The 24,597-nt window shown below is 41.7% G+C and carries 17 protein-coding genes; 3 read left to right on the plus strand and 14 right to left on the minus strand.

Annotated features, from left to right (window positions below; all coding sequences use genetic code 11):
* Positions 1-5: 5 nt before the first annotated feature.
* The 4 genes from AC075L_RS13605 to AC075L_RS13620 are packed head-to-tail and all read right to left on the minus strand — an operon-like array spanning position 6 to position 8,119.
* Positions 6-4,496 carry a PolC-type DNA polymerase III gene (locus AC075L_RS13605; RefSeq protein ID WP_118408790.1) on the minus strand — a complete coding sequence of 1,497 codons (4,491 nt, stop codon included), beginning with the start codon at positions 4,494-4,496 and terminating at the stop codon, positions 6-8.
* A gap of 46 nt (positions 4,497-4,542) precedes the next feature.
* A complete protein-coding gene (ispG, locus tag AC075L_RS13610; RefSeq protein WP_008705719.1) occupies positions 4,543-5,595 on the minus strand; it encodes a flavodoxin-dependent (E)-4-hydroxy-3-methylbut-2-enyl-diphosphate synthase in 1,053 nt (350 codons plus the stop codon).
* A 51-nt stretch (positions 5,596-5,646) separates the two neighbouring features.
* On the minus strand, positions 5,647-6,786 hold the full coding sequence (locus tag AC075L_RS13615) for a toxic anion resistance protein (protein ID WP_118408792.1): 1,140 nt from the start codon (positions 6,784-6,786) through the stop codon (positions 5,647-5,649).
* Positions 6,787-6,820: 34 nt separating this feature from the next.
* Positions 6,821-8,119 (minus strand): 5-bromo-4-chloroindolyl phosphate hydrolysis family protein, encoded by a 1,299-nt coding sequence (locus AC075L_RS13620; RefSeq protein ID WP_118408794.1) that lies wholly within the window; start codon positions 8,117-8,119, stop codon positions 6,821-6,823.
* A gap of 228 nt (positions 8,120-8,347) precedes the next feature.
* Between AC075L_RS13620 and AC075L_RS13625 the strand changes: the two genes are divergently transcribed.
* The gene (locus AC075L_RS13625) at positions 8,348-9,373 is read left to right on the plus strand and encodes a branched-chain amino acid aminotransferase (protein WP_008705724.1); all 1,026 of its coding nucleotides are present in this window, start codon (positions 8,348-8,350) and stop codon (positions 9,371-9,373) included.
* 203 nt (positions 9,374-9,576) lie between these two features.
* Here the strand turns inward: AC075L_RS13625 and AC075L_RS13630 are convergent, their stop codons facing one another.
* The 3 genes from AC075L_RS13630 to AC075L_RS13640 form a co-directional block, all read right to left on the minus strand.
* On the minus strand, positions 9,577-10,068 hold the full coding sequence (locus AC075L_RS13630) for a dihydrofolate reductase (RefSeq protein WP_008705726.1): 492 nt from the start codon (positions 10,066-10,068) through the stop codon (positions 9,577-9,579).
* 104 nt (positions 10,069-10,172) lie between these two features.
* Complete coding sequence (gene thyA, locus AC075L_RS13635) at positions 10,173-11,021, minus strand: thymidylate synthase (protein WP_022381165.1); 849 nt, start codon at positions 11,019-11,021, stop codon at positions 10,173-10,175.
* A 39-nt stretch (positions 11,022-11,060) separates the two neighbouring features.
* Positions 11,061-12,038, minus strand: coding sequence for a diacylglycerol/lipid kinase family protein (locus AC075L_RS13640; protein WP_118408796.1), 978 nt, complete (start codon positions 12,036-12,038; stop codon positions 11,061-11,063).
* A 779-nt stretch (positions 12,039-12,817) separates the two neighbouring features.
* On the opposite strand from AC075L_RS13640, the gene AC075L_RS13645 reads away from it, so the two are divergent.
* Both AC075L_RS13645 and AC075L_RS13650 read left to right on the plus strand, forming a co-directional pair.
* Positions 12,818-14,488, plus strand: a complete 1,671-nt coding sequence (locus tag AC075L_RS13645; protein WP_118408798.1) for a glycoside hydrolase family 13 protein — start codon at positions 12,818-12,820, stop codon at positions 14,486-14,488.
* Positions 14,489-14,695: 207 nt separating this feature from the next.
* Entirely contained in the window at positions 14,696-15,751 is a 1,056-nt protein-coding gene (locus AC075L_RS13650; RefSeq protein WP_118408800.1) for a LacI family DNA-binding transcriptional regulator, read from the plus strand.
* A gap of 160 nt (positions 15,752-15,911) precedes the next feature.
* Here AC075L_RS13650 and AC075L_RS13655 read toward each other — a convergent pair whose 3' ends face one another.
* From AC075L_RS13655 to AC075L_RS13685, 7 genes are all read right to left on the minus strand, one after another.
* The gene (locus tag AC075L_RS13655; protein ID WP_008705741.1) at positions 15,912-17,576 is read right to left on the minus strand and encodes an alpha-glucosidase; all 1,665 of its coding nucleotides are present in this window, start codon (positions 17,574-17,576) and stop codon (positions 15,912-15,914) included.
* A gap of 236 nt (positions 17,577-17,812) precedes the next feature.
* Positions 17,813-18,751 carry an AraC family transcriptional regulator gene (locus AC075L_RS13660; protein WP_118408802.1) on the minus strand — a complete coding sequence of 313 codons (939 nt, stop codon included), beginning with the start codon at positions 18,749-18,751 and terminating at the stop codon, positions 17,813-17,815.
* 87 nt (positions 18,752-18,838) lie between these two features.
* Entirely contained in the window at positions 18,839-19,960 is a 1,122-nt protein-coding gene (locus AC075L_RS13665; protein ID WP_243099429.1) for an ABC transporter substrate-binding protein, read from the minus strand.
* Between the two features lie 144 nt (positions 19,961-20,104).
* Positions 20,105-21,214 carry a glycoside hydrolase family 172 protein gene (locus AC075L_RS13670; RefSeq protein WP_055200019.1) on the minus strand — a complete coding sequence of 370 codons (1,110 nt, stop codon included), beginning with the start codon at positions 21,212-21,214 and terminating at the stop codon, positions 20,105-20,107.
* A gap of 35 nt (positions 21,215-21,249) precedes the next feature.
* Positions 21,250-22,107 carry a carbohydrate ABC transporter permease gene (locus tag AC075L_RS13675; RefSeq protein WP_022381105.1) on the minus strand — a complete coding sequence of 286 codons (858 nt, stop codon included), beginning with the start codon at positions 22,105-22,107 and terminating at the stop codon, positions 21,250-21,252.
* A 13-nt stretch (positions 22,108-22,120) separates the two neighbouring features.
* A complete protein-coding gene (locus tag AC075L_RS13680) occupies positions 22,121-23,017 on the minus strand; it encodes a carbohydrate ABC transporter permease (RefSeq protein ID WP_008705747.1) in 897 nt (298 codons plus the stop codon).
* 105 nt (positions 23,018-23,122) lie between these two features.
* A complete protein-coding gene (locus AC075L_RS13685; protein WP_055200020.1) occupies positions 23,123-24,358 on the minus strand; it encodes an ABC transporter substrate-binding protein in 1,236 nt (411 codons plus the stop codon).
* Positions 24,359-24,597 lie beyond the last annotated feature (239 nt).

Consider the following 24,597-nt stretch of genomic DNA (forward strand, 5'->3'; position numbering starts at 1 on the left):
TATGCTCATCCTGTAAAGTCAAATAATGACATCTGGTTCGACTGCGGGATATCTCCGAATAATTTCAGATCATCCATCAGATCAATAACCGTTTTGCTGACCTTTGTTCTGTCGCGGAAGTCGTCTTTTGACAAGAATTTTCCCTGTTTTGCAGCATCAACCACTGCATCTGCCGCCTTATCTCCCAGTCCGTCAATAGTTGCAAGTGACGGCATCAGTTTCCCATCCACGATCTGAAATCTCTGTGCCTTGGCAGTATAAAGATCAATCGGTACAAATTCAAATCCACGTGCGTACATTTCCTGTACAATACGCATATCCTTCAGGGTATCCAGTTCTTTTTTAGATGCTGAATCACCTTTTTTGCGAATTTCTGCCATATAATACTCCAGGCGTTCCTTTCCCATACACATCAGCTCATAGGAGAACGCTGTGGCGCGGATACTAAAATATGCCGCATAGTATGCCAGTGGCTGAAACACCTTATACCACGCAATTCTGTATGCCATCATAACGTATGCTGCTGCGTGGGCCTTCGGGAACATATACTTGATCAGCTTACAGGACCAGATATACCAGTCCGGAACTCCATGCTCTTTCATGGTCTCGATCCACTCGTCACGAAGACCTTTTCCCTTACGGACGCTCTCCATGATCGTAAACGCAAGGCCACTTTCCACTCCTTTTCCGATAAGGTAGATCATAATATCGTCTCGGGTACAGATAGCTGTGGAAATGGTTGCCTTACCCTCCTGGATCAGCACCTGGGCATTACCCAGCCATACATCCGTACCATGAGAAAGCCCTGCAATACGGATCAGGTCAGAGAAGTATTTCGGCTTGGTGTCAATAAGCATCTGCATGGCGAAATCTGTACCAAATTCCGGGATTCCCAGACATCCGAGCTTACATCCGCCAATATCTTCCGGTTCAATTTTCAAAGCCTTTGTACTTGCAAACAATGACATGACATCCCTCTGATCCAGGGGGACATCCCTGGCACTGATTCCCGTTAAATCCTCCAGCATTCGGATCATAGTGGGATCATCGTGTCCAAGTATATCAAGCTTCAGCAGGTTTCCGTCAATAGAATGATAATCAAAATGTGTGGTGATAATGTCACTGTTCACATCATTCGCAGGGTGCTGGACAGGAGTAAATTTCTCAATCTCCTCACCTACAGGAAGTACGATAATGCCTCCCGGATGCTGTCCTGTTGTACGCCGCACGCCTGTACATCCCTGTACGATGCGGTTGATCTCACAGTAACGTTTATGCACACCACGCTCTTCAAAATAATTCTTCACATAACCAAATGCAGTTTTCTCCGCAAGCGTACCGATAGTCCCTGCCTTGAATGTCTGCCCCTTACCGAAAATAACCTCTGTATATCTGTGTGCATTAGCCTGATACTCTCCTGAAAAGTTAAGGTCAATATCCGGTTCCTTATCTCCCTTGAATCCAAGGAATGTCTCAAAAGGAATGTCAAACCCTTCTTTTTTCATCCTGGTTCCACATTTCGGACAGATCTTATCCGGCATATCACATCCCGCCATACCTGCATACTGCTTTACTTCCGGTGAATCAAAATCACTGTATTTGCAGTCCGGATTAGGACAGAGATAATGCGGTGGCAGAGGATTTACCTCTGTGATACCGGACATGGTAGCTGCCAGAGAAGATCCTACAGAACCTCGCGAACCTACCAGATAGCCATCTTCATTTGACTTCCATACAAGCTTCTGTGCAATGATATACATTACGGCATACCCATTGGAAATGATTGAATTCAGTTCCCTGTCAAGCCTGCTTTCCACAATCTCCGGCAATGGATCTCCATACATTTCATGCGCTTTTGTAAAACAGATATTCTTCAGATCCTGGTCGGAATTCTCAATGACCGGCGGGAATTTGTCCGGATGAATAGGTGATATCTTCTCAATCATATCTGCGATCTTATTTGTATTTGTAATGACAACTTCTTCTGCTTTCTCGCTTCCCAGATAGGCAAATTCTTCCAGCATTTCCTCTGTGGTACGTAAATACAACGGTGCCTGCTCATCTGCATCTGAGAATCCGTTTCCGGCCATAATGATCCTTCTGTAAATCTCATCCTGTGGATCCATGAAATGCACATCACAGGTTGCAACTACCGGTTTCTTAAACTGTTCTCCAAGCTTAACGATCTTCCTGTTTATCTCCTTCAGGTCTTCTTCGGAACTGATCATATCATGCTTATCATCTGCTATCATAAATCTGTTATTTCCAACAGGCTGGATCTCCAGATAATCATAGAAATTTACCAGTCTGGCTATCTCAGTATCCGGTGCATTTCTCAGAATTGCCTGATACAGTTCCCCTGCTTCACAGGCACTTCCCACCAGAAGTCCGTCTCTGTACTGCTCCAGCACACTTTTGGGAACACGTGGACGTCTGTGATAATACTTCAGGTGCGACTGACTCACTAATTTATACAGATTAATGCGCCCTGTCTCATTTCTGGCAAAAATGATCACATGGTAGGTCGGCAGTTTCCTGATAGTATTTACAGAAACAGCTCCCTGCTCATTCAGCATATCCACATCCCGGATATCACGCTCTTCCAGCATCTTTACAAACTTCACAAAAATCTCTGCAGTACATGCGGCATCATCTACTGCCCGGTGATGATTTTCCAGTGAAACCCCAACTGCTTTTGCTACCGTATCCAGCTTAAATCTGTTCAATGCAGGAAGCAGGAAACGGGCCATACCGACCGTATCTACATAAGTAAAATCATGTGCGATTCCCAGTCTGTCACAGTTTTTCATAATAAATCCCATATCAAAGTCCGCATTGTGTGCAACCATAACCGCATCCTTGCTGAATTCAAGGAATTTCGGAAGCACTTCTTCGATAGTCGGGGCATCCATGACCATACTGTCATTGATACTGGTCAGCTGTTCAATGCGAAAAGGAATCGGTACCTTTGGATTTACAAATGTGGAAAAACGGTCCGTAATCTCACCATTTTCTACCAGTACGGCGCCAATCTCTATGATTTGACAGGTCAGCGAAGAAAAACCTGTTGTCTCAATATCAAAGACCACAAATCTACCGTTCAGCTTCTGACCTTTTCCATTGGTCACCATACCTTTTAAATCATCTACCAGATAGCCTTCCATTCCATAAAGAACCTTAAAATCAGAATCCTTCGGCACACATCCGCCCCAGGCATCGAAACAGTGATTTGCCTCCGGAAACGCCTGTACAACCCCATGGTCTGTAATGGCAATGGCAGGATGTCCCCACTCATAAGCACGTTTCACCAGAGATTTGGCATCCGTAACCCCATCCATATCGCTCATCTTTGTATGACAGTGAAGCTCTACTCTTTTCTGTGGGCTGGTATCTACTCTGGCAGTTGTAAAATTGGCAATTTTCTTAATCCCGGCTATAGATGCAATAGTCAGTTCACTGTCAAAACGGTCTACTGTTGTCACACCGCGAAACTTCAGAAAAGCCCCCTTCTTTACATGTTCTGTCACTTCCGGCACCTGTTCATTGCGCAAAAACATCTTCACAACAATACTGTCCGTAAAGTCTGTGATCGGGAAGATAAGAATTGTTTTTTCATTACGGATTTCTCTGGCTTCAACCTCCATAACCTGTCCGCGGACGATCACCTCACCCATCTCACCGGTAATCGTCTCAAGTGCAACAGGCTCTCCTTCGAAATCTCTTCCATAGATAACATCCGGATTGCTGTCCCTTCTGAATCCACCCCGGAAATCTCCCTTCCTGTTGTCTTTGCGGTCTGCAAATGCAGCTTTTTTGTCCTTCTTTTCCTGCTGTCCCTTATCAGTCTTTTTCTCTGCTTTCTTCTCTGCTGTTCCTGCTTCTTCAGACTGAGCCGGCTCTTCATTCTTACTGTTTAATTTCGCATGACGGATTACATTTTCCACTTCCTGAGCGATCTGCACTGCTGCATTCTTACGGTACTTACTTTCCTGCGTCTCCCTGAACTCAAGTTCCACCTTTAAGTCCATTCCACATCTTTCGCAGAAAACCTTCTGCAGATATTCGATCAGGATCCCGCTCTTTTCTCTGGCTATTACAGAATCAGGAAGGATCATATGAAGATCATTTTCTCCGGGAAAAGAAATCTGCGCCTGTCTGAACATATTGTATTCCAGCATATTGTAGCTGCGCAGTTCCAGTTCCATGCTGGATCTGTAAGTTTCCAGAAAGTTCTGAGGATTGTACTGACCGGAAAGGCGGAATTTCTCAATAACTGTAACTGTTACATTCAGTCCTGCAAAAATCTGTCTCTCTATCTGTTCTTCCAGTTCAAAGATATGCTTCTTATGAATCCAGCGTTCACTTTTTATATACACCCATATATGAGTTCTGGAAGGATTGCAGGACACTCTGGTCACAAAAACCATGTCCAGCAGTTCTTCCAGTTCTTTCTTCACTTTTAAGCTGGGAAATACGTCAAAAAAGTCTTTTTCCAAAATAAAATCTCCTCGTTGATCTGACAGGAAGTCTTCGTTCCAAATGTTACTTCCAGTTCAGAAGTTCTTCCCGCAACGTATCCAAAAGCTGATCTTCCGGAACTTTCTTTATGATCTCACCATGTTTGATCAGAAGCCCCACACCAACTCCGCCTGCAATTCCGATATCTGCCTCTTTTGCTTCTCCGGGTCCGTTTACCACACAGCCCATAACTGCTACTTTAATATCAAGCGGGATATCCTGCACCATGGTTTCTACCTTATTTGCAAGACCGATCAGATCGATCTGTGTGCGTCCACAGGTTGGACATGACACAACTTCTATGCCACCTTTGCGAAGCCCCAGAGTTTTCAGGATACGTTTTGCGGATTTAATCTCTTCTAAAGGTGCTCCTGTAAGAGAGACACGAATGGTATCACCGATTCCCTGATTCAGGATGATCCCCAGTCCGATAGCAGATTTAATGTTTCCGGAATAAAGAGTTCCAGCTTCTGTGATTCCTACATGAAGTGGATAATTCGTCTTCTCCGCGATCAGTTCATGAGCCTTTGCACACATAAGGACATCCGAAGATTTGATGCTGATCACCAGATTGTCATATCCCAGGTCTTCGATGATATGAACTTTATCCAGCGCACTCTCCACCAGCCCCTCTGCAGTGACTCCATGATATTTCTCCACAAGTTCTTTCTCAAGAGAACCGCTGTTTACACCAACACGAATGGGTATTCCTCGCTCCTTTGCCACATCAACCACTGCTTTGATTCGCTCTGTACTGCCGATATTTCCGGGATTGATCCGAATCTTATCTGCACCGTTTTCCATGGCTGCAATGGCAAGACGATAATCAAAATGAATATCTGCCACAAGTGGTATATGGATCTGTTTTTTGATTTCCTTCAGTGCTTTTGCAGCTTCCATAGTCGGTACTGCACAACGGATAATATCACAGCCAGCCTGCTCCAGTGCCAGGATCTGAGCTACTGTCTGTTCTACATCTTCAGTTTTTGTATTTGTCATGGACTGGATTAAAATCGGGTTGCCGCCGCCAATCTTTCTGTCTCCGATCTGAATCACTTTTGTATGATCTCTGTACATAATTTTCCTCTTCTCTCATTTATAGCAATTCCATAAATTACTGCTGAACAGTTATCTGATTTCCAGAAGTTTTCTCTTCAGTTCTTCTTCCATGCGGTGCATTTCCATCTCTGCTGCCTGTCTCTTCTGACGGCCTTCCATCTGGATCCGCATCACATCATCCAGAGTCTGGATCAAATCTGCATTTGTCTTCTGCAGTGTTTCAAGGTCAACTATTCCACGCTCTGATTCTTTCGCTGTCTCAACCGTTGCCATATGAAGTGTCTCTGCATTCTTTCTGAGAAGTTCATTGGTGATATCTGTTACCTGTCTCTGTGCCTGTGCCGCTTCTGCAGAGTGAGCAATTCCCAGAGCAAGCACCATCTGACTTTTCCATAATGGAATTGTGTTTACGATCGTTGTCTGTATTTTCTCAACCATTACCGTATCATTATTCTGGATCAGCCGGATCTGAGGCGCTGTCTGCATGGCAATCGTACGGGTAAGTTCCAGATCATGCAGTTTCTTTTCAAATCTGCTGCATTTCTCATCCAGGTCTCTGGCTGCCTGCGCGTCTTCGGGAAGCCCGCTCAGAGCTGCCTTATTTTTCATTTCTGCAAGCTTTCCGTTTCTGGTTTCTTCCAGTTTCTTTTTTCCGGCAAGGATATACATGGTAAGTTCTTTAAAATAATTCAGGTTCTGTTCATACATCTTGTCCAGCATAGCAGAATCTTTCATAAGGCGCACCTGATGTTGCTGAAGAGAATCTGTGATCTTCTCCACATTGACTTGTGCTTTGTCATATTTGTTTTTCAGATTTTCAATCTTAGAAGTCTGCTTTCTGAAAAATCCAAAGAATTTTCCTTCCTCCTGTACATCGAAATCTTTCAGTTCTCCCACAACATTACTGATCAGTTCTCCAATCTCACCCAGATCCTGTGTCTTTACATTCTCAAGAGCTGTATCAGAAAAGTCCGCCATTTTTTTCTGAGTTCCTGCACCATACTGAAGAATCTGATTAGTATTCTCAATATCAATCTTTGCAGCAAAATCATTTACCATTTTCTGTTCTTCCGGTGTCAGTACAGGCACTTCTTCCTTCTGTAGCTGCTTTTTGGGGATTACTTCTTCTTTCTTTTCAAACTCTCCAAGATCCGGCTCCAGTGTTAATGATGGTGTTTCCATTTCAAAATCTTTAAATTCATTTCCCATGTCCTCTGCCGCTCCTTTTTATCCTTTTTTATTTTCAGTTCTTTTTCATTTTTGCAAAGTCATCATCTGTCAGACCTTCCTGTGCAAGCAGCGTATGAAGCACTGAAATATCACTTGAAACATCCCACGCAGTATCCTGAAAGACAGAATCCAGAAGTTTTTCAAATGCCTGATTCAGTGTATCCAGTGTATTCTCTATCTCCTTTTTGGATGCCTGGATATTCTCTCCCTGCACAGGCTGCTGATCCATTTCTTCATATGCATCCAACAGCTTTACTGTCATGGGCAGATAATAATTCATCAGTTTCTTCAGATCCGGAATAATCTCCGGATGCTTCTGCGCCCGTTCAAAAATCTTCTCCACGATCAGTTCCATTCTGGATATTTTTGCAGAAATCTCCTCTCCAGGAATCGCATCGTTGCTCCTGTGGATCTTATCCAGAAATTCATTTCCTTTATCCAGCACCTCCTGCACTTCAGGCGGTGTGTTCTTTCTGTTTCTCTCCTGTTCAGCCTGATGTTTTTCTTCTTCCTGTTTCTTCTGCTCAAGTGCCTTCTGCGTCTGCGTATATTGCAGATAAGTCTCATTACTGGTGATCAGACAGGTTTCCTGTTCATCAATATGTCCCTGACGGAACCATCTGTCATCAATCATCTTTTTAATATCTTTTTTAACGAATTTCACCGGCTTATTTACTGCTGCTGACAATTGTTCAAAATTACAGTATGTGTGATTTCCCAGTGTGTCAATATACTTCTGAAAACGTTCCAGTTTACCCAGTTTTTTAATGCCGCCTGCGAGAAGTCCCACTCCTGTCAAAGCTCCGACTGCCATAAAACAGGTTCCACCGGTCACAAGGGAACTCATATGCCCCACCGCTCCAAAGATGCTGAGGACCAGAGTTCCCAGTCCCATTCCACTGGCAAGGATTCCACCTGAAACAGCAATCATCATACCTTTCATTCTTCCCCCGGTGTTCCTTTCATAAAGAGTCAGCATCTTCTCTTTTGCTTTCTCCTTCTCAATTCTCTGACGTTCCTGCTCCTGTTCACGTTCCCGCCTGCGCTTTTCTTCAAATTCTTTTGTTTTATTGCGATATACCCCGGAATCACCAGACTGACTGTTTCCGGTTCCAAATACATTATTCAGACCATTTTTGATTGCCTCACTTCCGGAATCTACAGCAGAATTTACTGCGCTGTTAACAGTCTGTCCCACCGTCTGCTTAATATCCTCGGTCATCTGGCGGTAATCTTTAGTAGAAACTGCTGTGTCTATGATCTTTTTTATTTTGTCTCCAAGTTCTCCTAATTCATCAAAATTCTCGCTCATATTTTCCTCCATTTTCTATTCCATATTATAGCGAAATCCTCTATAAAAAACAAGACTGGCGGATTTTTTGTTACTGTATGTGAACAGTAACACGATTTTTCAATTTTTCATTAAAATTGGAAATTTCCCATTGAACTTAGCAGACAAAAGTTTTACAATGGTAAAGAGATAAACAGTAATCACACTTGTAAATACTGTAAATATGTGTGAACGGAGGAAAGATTCATTATGGAAAAAAAGAATATCGACTGGAGCAGCTTAGGCTTCGGTTACGTACAGACCGATTATCGTTATGTATCTAAATTCAAAGACGGCGCATGGGATGCCGGAGAACTGACAACAGATCCTAATGTAACACTGAACGAATGTGCAGGTGTTTTCCAGTATGCGCAGACAGTTTTCGAAGGAATGAAGGCTTACACTACAGAAGACGGACATATCGTTACTTTCCGTCCTGACTTAAATGCAGAACGTATGGCAAACTCAGCAAAGAGACTTGAGATGCCTGTATTCCCGGAAGACCGTTTTGTTGATGCAATTGTTCAGACTGTAAAAGCTAACGCAGCATATGTTCCGCCATACGGTTCAGGCGCAACTTTATATGTTCGTCCATATATGATGGGTACTAACCCGGTTATCGGTGTAAAACCTGCTGATGAGTATATGTTCCGTGTATTCACTACACCTGTAGGACCATACTTCAAAGGCGGTGCTAAACCGATCACAATCCGCGTCAGTGATTTCGACCGCGCTGCACCTCATGGAACAGGCCATATCAAAGCAGGTCTTAACTATGCAATGAGCTTACATGCAATCGTAGATGCTCACAAGAACGGATTCGATGAGAACATGTATCTTGATGCAGCTACACGTACCAAGGTAGAAGAAACAGGCGGTGCTAACTTCATCTTCGTTACAAAAGACGGCAAAGTTGTCACACCGAAGTCCAACAGTATCCTTCCTTCTATCACACGTCGTTCCTTAATCTATGTTGCCAAGGAATACCTGGGATTAGAAGCTGAGGAAAGAGAAATATACTTCGATGAAGTGAAAGATTTCGCTGAATGTGGTCTCTGCGGTACTGCTGCAGTTATCTCTCCTGTCGGAAAGATTGTTGACCATGGTAAAGAAATCTGTTTCCCAAGCGGAATGGAGAAAATGGGTCCGGTTATCCAGAAACTCTATGACACATTAACAGGTATCCAGATGGGACGTATCCAGGCTCCGGAAGGATGGCTGAAAGTTATTGAATAAATAACATCTGACTGCAGACAGTTAACGTCTTTCAACATCAGAAGAATTGTTGCTGTTCATACACTGCTATCCCGCTGAGAACGTAATGAACAGTAACGTAGATTTTCACTATACAAAAACATCCCTCAGAATCAGTTTAAACACATTCTGAGGGATATTTTTTCTTTTATATCACTGGCTTTTCCGGATCTGCTTTGTTCCTTCTATTTCTTTCTCTCATACTTCACAAACTGATACTCCAGATCAAAGTACGTCTGCTCATCGCTCTCTCCCGTAATTTCCCATTCATCATCTTCGTCCAGATTTGGGAAATGACTGTCTGCTTCATATGCAAAGTCAATCTTTGTCACATGAGCTACATCACAGTACGGAAGCATCTGCGCATAAATGCTGTCACCACCTATACAGTAAACATCTTCTGCCGGATATTTCTTTATCTCTTCCAGCGCTTCTTCAATACTGTGTACTATGATCGCACCCTTTACCTCATATTCTTTATTGGATGTGATCACAATATTGATCCTGTTTTTAAGCGGAAGTCCGTTTGGAAAACTTTCCAGAGTTTTTCTTCCCATCACTACTACTTTTCCACTTGTTTCCTCACGAAACATCTTCATATCTGCCGGAATACTTACCAGAAGCTGGTTGTTCTTGCCGATTCCCCAGTTTTTATCTGCTGCTACGATAACATTCATTTGAATTTTCCTCTCTTGATTTTATATTGTCAATTTAAGTCAGGCGAACAAAATCATCCGCATTCGCTACTTGCTCATAACCAGATAATTGCTCCACAGTTTGGTTAAACGGCAATCGGAATATTCTTAATCTGCGGCCATGTCTCATAATTCTCCACGATCAGGTCATCTGTTGTAAACTGATAGAAATCTTTTACTTCCGGATTCAGTTTCACAACAGGTGCAGGATATGGTTTTCTCTGGATCAGTTCCTTTATCAGCGGGATATGACGGTCATAGATATGGCAGTCTGCCACTACATGAAGCAATTCCCCTGCTTCCATATCACATACCTGAGCCATCATCATAAGCAGAAGTGCATACTGACATACATTCCAGTTATTCGCTGCAAGGATATCCTGTGAACGCTGATTGAGGATTGCATTCAGAGTCAGCTTATCGTTCCCCGGTGTCTGTGTCACATTAAATGTCATGGAATATGCACAGGGATACAGATTCATCTCATGGAGATCCTGATGCACATAAATATTGGTCATAATTCTTCGGCTGAACGGATTATTCTTCAGATCATAGATCACTCTGTCTACCTGATCCATCATTCCTTCTTTGTACTGATGTTTCACGCCAAGCTGATACCCATATGCCTTACCGATAGAACCACTCTCATCTGCCCAGCTGTCCCAGATATGGCTGTGAAGATCATGGATATTGTTGGATTTCTTCTGCCAGATCCAGAGAATCTCATCCATGGCACTCTTTAACGCTGTACGTCTGAGTGTCATAGCCGGAAATTCCTTTCTCAGATCATATCTGTTTACCACTCCGAATTTCTTGATCGTATATGCCGGAGTTCCATCCTCCCACACAGGGCGGACTTTTTCTCCTTCCGTACTTGTCCCGTTTTCCAGGATATCCTGACACATTTTTATAAATACATCATCTGCGTAACTCATTTTTCTTTACACTCCTGTTTTTCTGTTTTTTATATTGTTTCAGGTCTTACTTGAATCCCCTTTCTGCTCATGCAGCAGCCACAGTTTCTTCTCCAGACACCGAAATTCCACTCTCGTCACATCTGCACAGTACTCTCCGTCTGCATGGAGCACCATTGGCTTATCCAGAATCAGGCGAAATCCTTTTTCATTTCTGATAGTAAAACCATTAATATGCTCCTGCTTTGCAGCAACCAGAAACGGAAGCAGGAAAAAAGTCTGCCATTTGGCGATTCCGGATGCACTGCCAAGCGAGAGCAGACCGTCCTGCACCGATGCATGAGGTGCCATAGGAACCCCTCCGCCTTCTGCCGGCAGATTCATAGCTGCCGCAAAGATCATCTTCGGAAGAATATAGCCTCCATGTTCTGTCACCACCTTTGCATTGGCTGTCTCCATGGTAAAAAGAGACTGCACCGTCAATGCAAGATATGTAAGCTTACCCAGATGGAAACGGTTTAAAACCTGTTTCAGTCTGGAATGAAGTGCTTTTTTACACACAAGTGCATCCAGTCCCAGGCCGGAACTGATTCCAAAAATCCGCGGCTTCTCACAGCCTTCCCAGCTTACCTGCCCCAGATCTATCCTGTAAAGTGCTTCACCTCTCTGATCCTTTCGGATACAGGCACAGATTTCCCTCAGGCTCTCCTTCGGTGTTCTCGGCAGTTTCAGATTTCTGCCAAAATCATTCCCTGAACCAGTGGGTATCACGCCAAAACGTACCTTATCAAAGTCAGTAATACCATTCAGGACTTCATTGATCGTACCGTCTCCCCCAACCACCAGCAGATAGACAGGCTCTTCACCCTTCACCCGGGAAATCTGCTCAGCCAGTTTCGCGGCATGCCCTTCATATCTGGTCATATGGGCTTCATATTTTATTTTGTATCCCCGAAGCAGACACTGTGTCTCATTCCATACCCTGTGCGCCCGCCCTGTACCCGCTCCATTATTTACAATAATCTGTATCCTTCTCATTCTTCCTCACTTATACATTATATTTATTTTCTGCCGTTTCTTCTATCTCATTATAAATGCCAATACCTATACTATACAATATTTACCCATCACATACAAGACTTCGAAACTGCGAAATCGTTACTGTTCACTCCGGTTACTGTTCACTAGTAATATCCCGCGAGGTGTTTTTTGTGAGCGAAGGTCACAGAAAACCCGAGATATACCACGCGAATTTATGCGATTAGCATAAATTCTGTGCATCGCGAAGCGTGTTACTGAGAACGGAGTGAACAGTAACTCACTCCGTTCTCAGCAATACGCTTCACGATATGTCTTACAGGATTGTCAATCGGATATTCGCAATTGAAGCATGGGATTTACTTACAGCAATTCTATATTTTGTCAAAAAGTCAAAATAATACATAAATCCGTCAAAATATCGAAAGCATTTTTTCCATAAAGTATTTATTATATATTTATACAATACAACTATACACAAATTCTAAAGTAATTCCATAAAATAATGCAATCAAGACAGTTCAGCAGAGTGTGAAGGACAAGGAGGATACCTGCAGGCGTGCTGACGCACGGCAAAGATATCTGACGCAGGACTTCACACTATGATGGGCTGGATTGTTTGCAGTAATTTATGGAATTGCTATAAATTATCAGGGGCAAAAGATATTTACAGCAATCCTTGTAAATAACGCATATTGAGAGGATTGCTATAGTCAGCTCACATAATTCTTATTCAAATCAAACGTACTAAAATATAATATTATCAGGAGGTCTTTACAATGGAAAAAAGATGGTGGAAAGAAAGCGTCGTATATCAGATCTATCCTCGCAGTTTCTGCGACAGCAACGGAGACGGAATCGGTGATCTTAACGGTATCACCGGCAAACTTGACTATTTAAAAGAGCTTGGAATTGACGTAATCTGGCTCTCTCCGGTTTACAAATCACCAAATGATGACAACGGATATGATATCAGTGATTATCAGGCGATCATGGACGAATTCGGAACCATGGAAGACTTCGACCGTATGCTTGCCATAGCTCACGAAAAAGGCATCAAAATCATGATGGACCTGGTTGTAAACCATACCTCTGATGAACACAAATGGTTCATCGAGAGCCGCAAATCCACAGACAATCCTTACAGAGATTACTACATCTGGCGTCCTGCAAAAGAAGACGGAAACCTTCCAAACAACTGGGGCTCCTGCTTCTCCGGTCCTGCATGGGAATACGACAAGACAACAGATATGTATTTCCTGCACCTGTTTTCCAAGAAACAGCCTGATCTGAACTGGGACAATCCTGCTGTACGTCAGGATGTTTTCGATATGATGAACTGGTGGCTGAAAAAGGGCGTTGACGGATTCCGTATGGATGTTATCAGCCTTATCTCCAAAGAGCCGGGGCTTCCTGACAAAGAACCTGGAATTAACGGCTATGCAACCTTCAATGTATCCGCAAATGGTCCTCATGTACATGAATACCTTCAGGAAATGCGTCAGAAAGCACTGAATAATGCTGACACGATCACTGTAGGCGAATGCTCAGGTGTTACTCTGGAAGAGGCAAAGAAATATGCAAGAAGCGATGAAAAAGAGCTGAACATGGTATTCCAGTTTGAGCATATGGATGTTGACAGTGATGAAAAAGCCGGCAAATGGACAACCAAAAAGATGGACCTGCGCAACCTGAAAAAAATCCTTACACGCTGGCAGAAAGGTCTTCAGGATATTGCATGGAACAGTCTCTACTGGGAAAATCATGACCAACCAAGAAGCGTTTCCCGTTTCGGCAATGACAGTGACGAATACAGAGAAATCTCTGCAAAAATGCTTGCAACATGTATCCATATGATGCAGGGTACACCTTATGTATATCAGGGTGAGGAACTGGGTATGACAAACTGCCCGTTTAACACTCTTGACAACTTCCGCGACCTTGAAAGTATCAATGCTTTCCACGAATTAACCGAACAGGGTAAGATGACCGAAGAGGACATGATGGCAGCAATCGGTTATAAGGGACGTGACAATGCAAGAACCCCTATGCAGTGGGACGACAGTGCTTACGCAGGTTTCTCCACAGCTACCCCCTGGATTATGGTAAACCCGAACTACACTAAGATCAATGCCAAAGATCAGATTAACCGCGAAGATTCCGTATTCAAATATTATCAGAAACTGATCAAGCTCCGCCATGAAAGTGAACTGATCGTATACGGTACCTATGATCTGATCCTTGATGATGACAAGGATATCTACGCTTATATCCGTACACTTGGCGATGAAAAACTGATCGTATACTGCAATTTCAGCGAGAATACACGTGAAGTAGAGCTTCCTGAAGAATTTACAAACGGAAAAGTTCTTATCTCCAATTACATTGATGCAAAAGTAAACCATAAAATCACTCTCAGACCTTACGAAGCAATCGTAATCCAGAAATAATATTCCGTGCAGGGCTGTTATCAGATATTTTTTGACGACAGCCTTATATTTTGCATTTTTTAATTATTATTGCTCTCTCCCAAACGACTTATGAGCAACAGTTACAATTTTCTTTTATTTTATTCAAACTTTTTTGTGCAACACTTGCATTTTCATATCCCAATGTGATAATATATTTATATATTTTTGTATTGAGGTGAATCTCACATGATAACAATTAAAGAAATGGCAGAGATGCTTGGAATCAGTACCACCACAGTATCAAATGTCATTAATGGAAAAACCAGCGAAGTTTCTCAGAAAACTGCTGAGAAAGTTCAGAAACTTCTGGACGAATATGATTACGTCCCAAATATGAATGCAAAAAATCTCGCACAGAATCATTCCAGACTCATCGGAATTGTATTAAAAAGGAAAAAAGATAAATACGATAATATCTTCACAGATCCATTTCATGGCGAATTACTTGGATCTCTGGAAGCTGCTATTCGTGAACGTGGATATTATATGATGCTTTATACTTCTGAAGATATTGACGAAATCGTGCGCAATGTGGTGAGCTGGAACACCGAAGGACTGATCCTCATCGGTATGCTCCACGACGATTATCTCAAAATCAGAAGCAAATACAAAAAGCCTGCTGTCCTTATCGACAGTTACACTCCAAAAAATATTGCCAGATACGTTAATATCGGTCTTGACGATGAAGAGGGCGGATACCTGATGACAAAATATCTTCTTAACTGCGGTCACAGAAAAATTGCCTTTCTTGCCGACAATATGGAAGGTGTAGACTATATCCGATACACCGGACATCAGCGGGCACTTCAGGAATACGGACTGGATATTGATCTGGATAATCTGATTGTGATCCGCCCTTCCAAATATGAACGTCAGGGAAGTATGGAGGAGATTTATGCAGTCGCACACAAGTTCACTGCCTTTATGTGTTGTTCCGATTATTACGCAGTTACCCTGATGAAATATCTCAAAGCCAAAGGGATCCGCTTTCCGGAAGATCTCTCCATCACCGGATTTGATGATAATCTGTATGCGCAGCTTGCTTGTCCTTCACTCACCACTATTCATCAGGATATCTTTTCGCGCGGAACCATTGCCGCAGAATATCTGTTCAAAATGATCGATGGCTGGAATCCAAAAACAACGAATCTTTCTCTTCCGGTCAGACTTGTAGTACGCGACAGCGTAAAGATTCTGAATCCCCCTGAAGATGATTCCTCCGATGACAGTTCAGCTTTATAAGGCACTCAGGGATATCTGTCGCGGGATTTCACGCTCTGATGAGCCGGGAGCAATACGCATTATTTATGAGGATTGCTATAGAAGATTGCTATAATTCATGGATACAAAAAGAACGAAAATCCAAGTACTCATACCTGGATTTCCGTTCTTTTTTCTTCTGCTACATCTCAATAACAAGGAACTGATAACCCTGCAGTTCAATCTTATTTCCATCCATAGCTACATTGTCATAGTTATTGATCAGAACCTTCCTGCACTCTCCTGCAAGTTCAATGGTCTGTGGCTCTTTCTGGTAATTACCAACTACAAGAAGAGTCTTATCCCCTTTACGATAGTATGCCATCAGATTATGTACATCTTCCCATACAGGTTCCAGTTCTCCGTAAACAACAGTCTCTTTGTATTCCGGATTCTTACGCAGTGCGATAAGTTTCTTATAGAAACTTCTCACAGATTCCGGATCATTCATCTGGCTCTCTGCATTGATCTTTGTATAATTCGCATTAACCTTCAGCCATGGTTTACCTGTTGTAAATCCTGCATTCTCACCATCTGTCCACTGCATCGGTGTTCTGGCATTATCGCGGCTGAATCTGGAAACAGCTTTCAGTGCTTCCTCAGGTGTACATCCTGCTTCCAGAGCTACCTTGTACTCATCCAGACTGGAAATATCATCTACCTGATCAATAGATTCAAACTTCACATTCTCCATACCAAGTTCCTGTCCCTGGTAGATAAACGGAAGTCCGCGAAGCATAAAGTTCAGACCGCCAAGCATCTTCTTACTTGCGTCACAGCAGTCACCTTCCGGGATATATCTGCTGACACCACGAGGCTCGTCATGATTTTCAATAATATTGGAAACAAATCCGATATCGCCAATTTTTCTCTGTGTTGTAAAGCAACATTTCTTGTAGGCATCCGGAGTAATCTGTTTGCAGTCATACCATCCCTTGTCAGATGCCCCCCAGATAGTCTCTTCGAAGTCAAACATACTGGAGAAATATCCATTATCGCCGATGAAATCCGGAATCTCTTCATCCTTCTCATCGAAAACTTCACCGACAGAGAATGCATCGTATTTCTTAAAGGTGCGGTCTCTCATCTCGCCAAGGAAGTCACCGATTCCCTTTGCTTCTTTCAGCATCTTCCTGATACTGCAAAGACCGTCTTCACGATCCGGCTCATAGTCATGCATCGGAAGTGCTTTCTTGATATTGATAATCGCATCAATACGGAATCCACCAAGACCTTTATCCAGCCACCAGTTGATATTCTTATAAACTTCTTCCCTTACTTCCGGGTTCTCCCAGTTCAGATCGGGCTGTTTCTTATGGAAAACATGCAGATACTGTTTATTTGTTCCGGGAAGATCTTCCCATACAGGTCCGCCGAAATAAGAACGCCAGTTAGTTGGAAGTTCTCCTTCTTTCTTGTCACGCAGATAGAAGAAATTACCATATTTACCATCCGGATCCTCACATGCTTTTTTAAACCATTCATGTTCATCAGAACAATGGTTTACAACAAGATCCATCAGAATGTACATATCTCTCTTCTTAGCCTCAGCAATCAGTTCATCCATATCTGCCATGGTTCCGAAGCGAGGATCAATATCATAATAATCTGAAATATCATATCCCTGATCAGCTAACGGAGAGCGGTAGCAGGGGGAAAGCCAGATAATATCAACTCCCAGATCTTTCAGATAATCAAGCTTCTCAATAACACCTCTCAGATCTCCAATTCCGTCTCCATTGGTATCATAAAAACTCTTCGGGTAAATCTGATAAGCAACTTTTTCATTCCACCATTTCTTTACCATTGTAAAAATCCTCCTGTGTTTTTATAGAATTCTTATAAATCCTGTTTTTCATTTTCTCATCCCTGCCTGTTGCTTTTCACACCTCCACAGGGAACTTATCTGATTCGGTTAAACACGATTATAGCTGTTTTCTCTGTGTCTGTCTTATCCTATTTTGATATAAAAATACGATATTTTGACTTTTAGCGTTAATGTTCACTCCGTTCTCAGTAACGTGGTGTATGAACAGTAACCTTTTAGTTCTGTATTTCCTGCAATGAATGTCTGCGGTACTGCAACGGCGTTGTTGACGTATATTTTCTGAACTCTCTCAGAAAATTTCCCAGATTATTATATCCACATTCCAGACAGATTTCCGTAACTGTAAGATCAGACTCCTTCAGATAATGAATGGCCCTTTTTATCCTGTACTCATTCACATATTCCATAGGCGAACGCCCGATCACCTTCTTGAAAAATCTGCAGAAATACTGCTCATTCATCCCGATCAGTCCTGCCAGGTCACGTATATAAATTTTCTCTTTGTAATTCTCCTGTATGTAAGTCAGTGTTGTCTTGATCGTCTCAATTCTGTGGTCATGATTCTTCTCCGTTACCTCAAACAGATTATTCGCAGACAGAACTGCCAGAATCCGAAGCAGCGCTGATTTGATAAACAACTGCCGGGTGATATCATCCGTAACCGCTTCGCCGTCATAATAATTATCATGGAAGGAATCTCCACCAAATACATTACGGATTTCTTCATAAGATTTTCTTACCGGTTCAAATGCCGGTTCATTCTTTCGCAGGCATCTTGGAAACTGGATACTGCCATTTTGTACAGGCTGGATCAGATTGGTCTGGATGTGATCCAAAGCATATGCGGAACTTAGCATATCCATATGAAAAACCACCGCATTTTCCACACAGCCACCGTTTTTTTCAACAGAAATACTGTGAAGTTCCCCGGGATTAATAAAATAAAAACATTCCTCTGAAATGTTGAAACGTTCCATATTTACTTCCAGACAGAACTCTCCACCCGAAAAATAAAGCAGTTCTACTTCTTCATGCCAGTGGTGTTTCACCATATTCCCTTTTATCCTTGTTCCTGTCTGATAGAACGCACAGGGAAAGTCCTGTGTACCATGGACGCGTATTTCCTTTAAAGTTGATGGTTGTTGATTCTGCATGAAGCTGCCTCCTGTTGTCATTGTTATTGTTATTATAAATCCGGCATCAAAAATCCGCAACTAAAAAGGACATCCGAAGATGCCTTTTTAATAGTAAGTATTTATACAATTTTGTGCCTGCTCAAAGAAACTGTCCTCTTCACATTGCCCAAGAACATATCCCTGAAACAGTTTTCCCATATCTGAGACAGCACCCATGGAATTTTCACATAACGGACGTGCATTCAATGTATATTCCCGGAGATATTTCCGTATCATATCTATTCCTTCCAGATCAATATCCTCATTTTCGATCACATCCACTCTGGCAGGATAACTTTTCATTATTTTTGCATATTCAGTACTGCCTTCATAACCGGCTGCATACTGAAGAAATCTGACAGCTGCATCTTTATTTTCTGAAGCATTGTTCAAAACATACTGCCAGGTTGCAATATTAGTGGCTTTTTTCTTATGAAGCACGGGAAGCGGTGCCATATGTATTTTATTTTTCCCATATACATCAGCATCAAGAAATGTACCCAGAGCACTCGTATACATAAAAACACATCCATATTTTCCCCTGATAAATTTCTCTTCCATCTGCTCATACTGATCTACAAACTGTGCAGGCGATGTATTTTTCTCATCCAGCATACTTTTCATATATCTGGCTGCATCTTTGGTTTTCGGATCAATCCAGTCGAAATAATCGCCACCCCAGAAATTCACAAATTGCGAAAGACTGTTATAAACATATGTATTTTCCCATGCATCTCCATAAGCGTACTGATCCGGATTTTTCAAACTCTTCTGCAGAATATCAAAATCACCGGTATTCTTTATCTCATCGAGTCCTGCCTGTTTCAGCAACTCCTGATTTACCCAGAACATCATAATATCCATCTGAAAAGGGACAGAATATATATGTCCATTCTCTTCACAAATGCTTTCCAGATACTTCTGCGGAAAGCTGTCTCTTACTTCTTCTGTCATAACGTTTTTTTCCAGTGGTTCCAGATATCCCTTATGCTTAAACTCAGAAATCATCTCATCATTCACGGAAATCAAATCAATATTTTTGTCCCCCGAAGCCAGGATCGTGGATATTTTTGCCTGCCGATTATCCGCATTGGACGGACATTTTTCCACAGTGATTTCCATATCAAGTTTTTTTTCTGTTTCCTCGATAAAATCCTGAAATCTTTTATTATCTGCATCAATATGCATGATTGTCAGCTTTTGTTTGTCTTCGTGAAACGACGATGAGGGGAGCTTAGATAAGCTCCCCGTATCTCCACATCCTGTAATAAGCAAACATACTGCAGTTATGAAAATTACAACACTTTTTTTCAAGCATTTCACCTCTGTTTTTTATCTTGGCCATCTGTCCTCTTTTGACATCAATGGTGCAAACGGTGCATGTGGGTGTGTCTGATACCAGTAAGCCACGCTTGCCACATCATCCTGACGTTCAAATAATCCTCTGTAACCTACTCCAATCTGCTGAATGGTCACACGCAGATCCTCATCAAAACAAATCGGATCCTGAATATGCCAGCGATAGAAACCTCTCATCGGCGGACAGTCATCATTATGATAGAAATTATGGATCAGCTCATCATGAGCAGAATAGTATGGGTAGCCCAGATATGGTGTATTATAATTTTGTTCCACAGTCTTTCCGTCCACCTGCTTTGCAAAACTCCAGGAGCCTCCAAAATAATCTTCTGTTCCGGTTCCGCAGATTGTGGGATATTCATCATCACCGTCAATATAGAATTTCATTTCACCTTCGCCCCACCAGTAACGTTCCAGTGTGGTAAGTGCAATATAAGTTCCTACATAATGACCTTTTCCTTTTACTCCGTCAAGGATTGTATAATCTTTCTGCTTCTCTGTCAGTCGCTCTCGCCTCCACTGTGCATGGAAATAAGTAATATCATCCGGAAGCTCATCATACAGACAGTAATCTACCTGATAGAAAAATGCCGGAATTTTATTTGCATGCTGATTTTCCAGAGTAATTTTTGCTTTTTTCTTAAACGGCATCGGGAAGTAACAGTTAAATCCTCTGCTTGGCACCACTGCCATTGGGACAGAATTTACAATACACTCTCTTCCAAAACCACAGCAAAAGAAATCTCCGAGAGGACTTTCCACAGATGGTGTTTCCTCATCATCCCAGTACATACGGATGACCAGATCTCTCAATACAAAACAATCTGCATCTGTTGTCTTGTTATCCACTGTAATCCAAATATGATTGATTTCTCCCGGACCTTCCATCTCTGCAAGAGTTACAGTTGCACCCGGCTCAATATCTCTCAGGCAGGGACTTCCTTTTCTGGACGGTCCCAGATGGCTCGCTGCCATTCCGCCTTTACCTTTTTCTCCGTGTGGATTCTCTGCATTGATTGCACGGCTTCTTCCATGTTTTGACAGAGCAATTCCACCAAGTCCACCTTTAAATGACTGATACATAATGTTTTCCTCCAATATTCTTAGCATTCAGATAATCAGGCTTTTACTCCTCCTGCCATTATACCATCCATGATCTGCTTTTCAAAGACTGCAACAAAAATAATGATAGGCAGAAGTATGATCCATCCCATTGCACTTACCAGATCCCACGGAACTCCATACATGTTGTCACGCAGTGGAAGCTGTACAATGGCAACGGAAAGAACCTGAATACCATTTGAATAAAACAACGGTGTGAAGAAGTTATTCAGGCAGGTAATAAAGTTGATAATACATACAGTTGCGATTGCAGGTTTCATAAGAGGCAATACGATTGTAAAAAGTCTCTGTGAAAAAGTTGCACCGTCAATCGCTGCTGCCTCTTCCAGTGAAATAGGGATTTCCCCCACAAAGTTTCTCAGAATCAGAACCGTAAATGGGATAACAGTACTGATATAAAGCAAAATCAGTCCGGGATATGTATCATATAATTTTACTTTCTGCATAAACTCATATAATGGTCTTGCTGTAACAACCTCAGGAATTAACATAGTTGCAATAATAAATGCAAAAGCAATATTGATTCCTTTTGTAGTGAAACGTGAGAATCCGTATGCAGCCATTGCACAGAGTACAGTACTGATAACCAGTGTAAGACCTACGATCAATACTGTATTTCCCACTTTTGATAAAAGTCCTACGTTCTCGATCAGAAACTTATAGCTTTCCAGTGTCGGATGATCCGGCAGATAATCAATCGGTGTTTTGAATAATTCTCCGGAAGGTGTAATAGAGGAAATAAAAATCCAATATACCGGAAACAGGATAATAAATGAGACAATTGCAAACAGTACCCATCTTCCACCTGCCATTACACCATGATATATGTTATATTTTCTTGAATCTTTTTTCATGGTATTTCCTCCTTTAGTTATCAATCTTGTTCATAACACGTATATTCAGCCAGCTGAATACTGCCATTACAACAAACAGTAACATTGCCAGTGCAGATGCATAACCGACATTCAGATTTGTAAACGCCTCTGTCGTGATTCTGTATGCGATCAGTGCCGTATCTTCTCCAGGACCACCTGAAGTCATAGAATATACAATATCAAAGGTTGTCAGTCTCCATAAAGTAAATGGAATAGATAAAGTCAGTACATTTTTCAGTATCAACGGTAATGTAATTCTGAAGAAACACTGGATTCCATTTGCACCGTCTACTTTTGCGGCTTCATAGATATCACCCGAAATAAACTGCAGACCGGATAATACAAGAATCGCAAAGAACGGAAGATCTTTCCACAGATCCACGGCAATTACAGCAGCTCTTGCAGATCCTGTATTGATCAGCCAGCTATTCTGGTATCCATGGACAAACAATCTGATAAAGTCATTGATCAGACCATAATCATTATTAAATGCCCATTTTGCAGCCATACCTACAACAACTGCCGGCATTGCCCAGGGAATCAGTACAATCGTACGAAGAAAACGACGTCCCTTAAATTTCATATTTAATATCAGAGCAAGACCTACACCTAATATTACATGGAATATCATTGATACTACTACAAAAATCACTGTAAAACGTATAGATGTAAGCACTTTGGGATCTGAAAAAATTTTCAGGTAATTCTGAATTCCACAGAATTCATTAATTCCGGACAGAATTTTAATATCAAAAAAACTATTTCTAACTGTCATTAAAATCGGATACAAAGTCGTAAATCCACGAATAATAACCACAGGTAACACCAACAGCCACGGAATCCATTTCATTGATTTTTTACTGATTGTCACAGGTACTCCCTCCTTCATATCTTTAAGCACAGGTATAAAGCAGATTTTTCTGCTTTATACCTTCATTTATTATGTCAGTTTTTATGTGTCAGTATTTCAAAAGACTTTAAACGAATACCGTTTTTACTGATATGTATCAACGACTTCCTGTGCTTTTTTACAGAACTCATCTACTGTGATCTCATCTTTCATGCAGGACTGGAAGATAGTTCCCATATCACTGATGAACTCCATTGTCTGTGCTACCAACGGACGTCCCTGTACGTTGCACTCTTCTGCATACTGGCTGTATATTTCTTTTGCAGGATCAGTATCCGGAACAACTTTTTCTGCAACATCCTTTCTTGCAGGATATCTGTCAAATGCTTTATAGGATGCTTCCATTCCACCTTCATCTGCCATATACTGCAGGAATTTAATGGCTGCATCTTTGTTTTTGGATGCACTGTTCAGCACATAGCTCCAGGAATCTGTAAAGATTGCTCGCTCTCCATTGCCGCTGAAATCAGGTACCATTGCCATGTGGATCTTGTCAGCTCCCAGCATATCTGCCTTTGCATAATCCGTACCTAAGCCCCACATAAACCAGCATCCGTATTTGCCATCATTGATTTTTGGATTCATCTGATCATATTTATCTGCGATCTGATCAACAGGTGTTTCTTTGTTGGCAACCAGATCATGAAGGAACTGAATTGCTTCTTTATTTTCTTCTTTTGTCCAGTCGAAGTAGTCACCGCCAAACATATTTACAAACTGTGCAATTTCATTAAATGCATATGTCTTTTCCCAGGAACCGCCGTATCCGAAACGTCCATCTTTTGAAACTGCTTCCATGTATTTCATGAAATCTTCTTTTGTATCAATGGATTCGATTCCCACCTCATCCATAATTTCCTGATTTACCCAAAATGCAAGATATCCTGTATATCCCGGAACTCCTACAATATTTCCATCCTTATCTGTGATCATATCCTGAATATAACCCTGCGCAAACTGATCAATGATATCATCTGTCATAACCGTGTCATTCAGACCTTCCAGCCATCCGGAATTCTTGAATGCAGCACTCATTTCATCGTTGATTTCGACAATGTCTACGGAAGAATCTCCTGTAGAAAGAATCGTTGTAATCTTCTGCTGACGTGTGTCTGTATCTGTCGGAGCTGCAATAACATTGATATTTAAACCTGTTGCCTCCTCTACATTTGCAAGCCAGTCATCAAAATCCGGGTCAGTAGTGTTAACGCTGTATAAAGTAAGATCATATTTCTCCTCTGCTGATACACTTACAACATTCCCCATCATTCCTGCCACCATTGTTGCAGCTAAAACTGCACTTAACACTTTTTTCCTCATATTCTCTCCTTTTCCGAACAGTTCTCTCGCATCAACTGTTCTGTGTTATTTGGTAATTAAAGAATAACAAAAACACTCTTTTTACTAAATACAATTTCTTTTGATTGATTTATATTATTTTTCGTTCTATTGTTTTTTTCATTCTGATTTTTTATAATACAGATAGCAGATGAACACTGTGTTGCATCTTTACAGAATTGCTGTATAATATGGCAATCTTCAAAAAGATACCTGATAAA

Source organism: Blautia sp. ZXY-1-B12 (assembly GCF_056339915.1).

Excerpts from the sequence above, each read along its gene's own strand:
- ispG (WP_008705719.1), bottom strand. The coding sequence starts at position 5,595 with ATGTACAGAGATCATACAAAAGTGATTCAGATCGGAGACAGAAAGATT.
- AC075L_RS13615 (WP_118408792.1), bottom strand. The coding sequence starts at position 6,786 with ATGGGAAATGAATTTAAAGATTTTGAAATGGAAACACCATCATTAACA.
- AC075L_RS13620 (WP_118408794.1), bottom strand. The coding sequence starts at position 8,119 with ATGAGCGAGAATTTTGATGAATTAGGAGAACTTGGAGACAAAATAAAA.
- AC075L_RS13625 (WP_008705724.1), top strand. The coding sequence starts at position 8,348 with ATGGAAAAAAAGAATATCGACTGGAGCAGCTTAGGCTTCGGTTACGTA.
- AC075L_RS13630 (WP_008705726.1), bottom strand. The coding sequence starts at position 10,068 with ATGAATGTTATCGTAGCAGCAGATAAAAACTGGGGAATCGGCAAGAAC.
- thyA (WP_022381165.1), bottom strand. The coding sequence starts at position 11,021 with ATGAGTTACGCAGATGATGTATTTATAAAAATGTGTCAGGATATCCTG.
- AC075L_RS13640 (WP_118408796.1), bottom strand. The coding sequence starts at position 12,038 with ATGAGAAGGATACAGATTATTGTAAATAATGGAGCGGGTACAGGGCGG.
- AC075L_RS13645 (WP_118408798.1), top strand. The coding sequence starts at position 12,818 with ATGGAAAAAAGATGGTGGAAAGAAAGCGTCGTATATCAGATCTATCCT.
- AC075L_RS13650 (WP_118408800.1), top strand. The coding sequence starts at position 14,696 with ATGATAACAATTAAAGAAATGGCAGAGATGCTTGGAATCAGTACCACC.
- AC075L_RS13655 (WP_008705741.1), bottom strand. The coding sequence starts at position 17,576 with ATGGTAAAGAAATGGTGGAATGAAAAAGTTGCTTATCAGATTTACCCG.
- AC075L_RS13660 (WP_118408802.1), bottom strand. The coding sequence starts at position 18,751 with ATGCAGAATCAACAACCATCAACTTTAAAGGAAATACGCGTCCATGGT.
- AC075L_RS13665 (WP_243099429.1), bottom strand. The coding sequence starts at position 19,960 with ATGCATATTGATGCAGATAATAAAAGATTTCAGGATTTTATCGAGGAA.
- AC075L_RS13670 (WP_055200019.1), bottom strand. The coding sequence starts at position 21,214 with ATGTATCAGTCATTTAAAGGTGGACTTGGTGGAATTGCTCTGTCAAAA.
- AC075L_RS13675 (WP_022381105.1), bottom strand. The coding sequence starts at position 22,107 with ATGAAAAAAGATTCAAGAAAATATAACATATATCATGGTGTAATGGCA.
- AC075L_RS13680 (WP_008705747.1), bottom strand. The coding sequence starts at position 23,017 with ATGAAGGAGGGAGTACCTGTGACAATCAGTAAAAAATCAATGAAATGG.
- AC075L_RS13685 (WP_055200020.1), bottom strand. The coding sequence starts at position 24,358 with ATGAGGAAAAAAGTGTTAAGTGCAGTTTTAGCTGCAACAATGGTGGCA.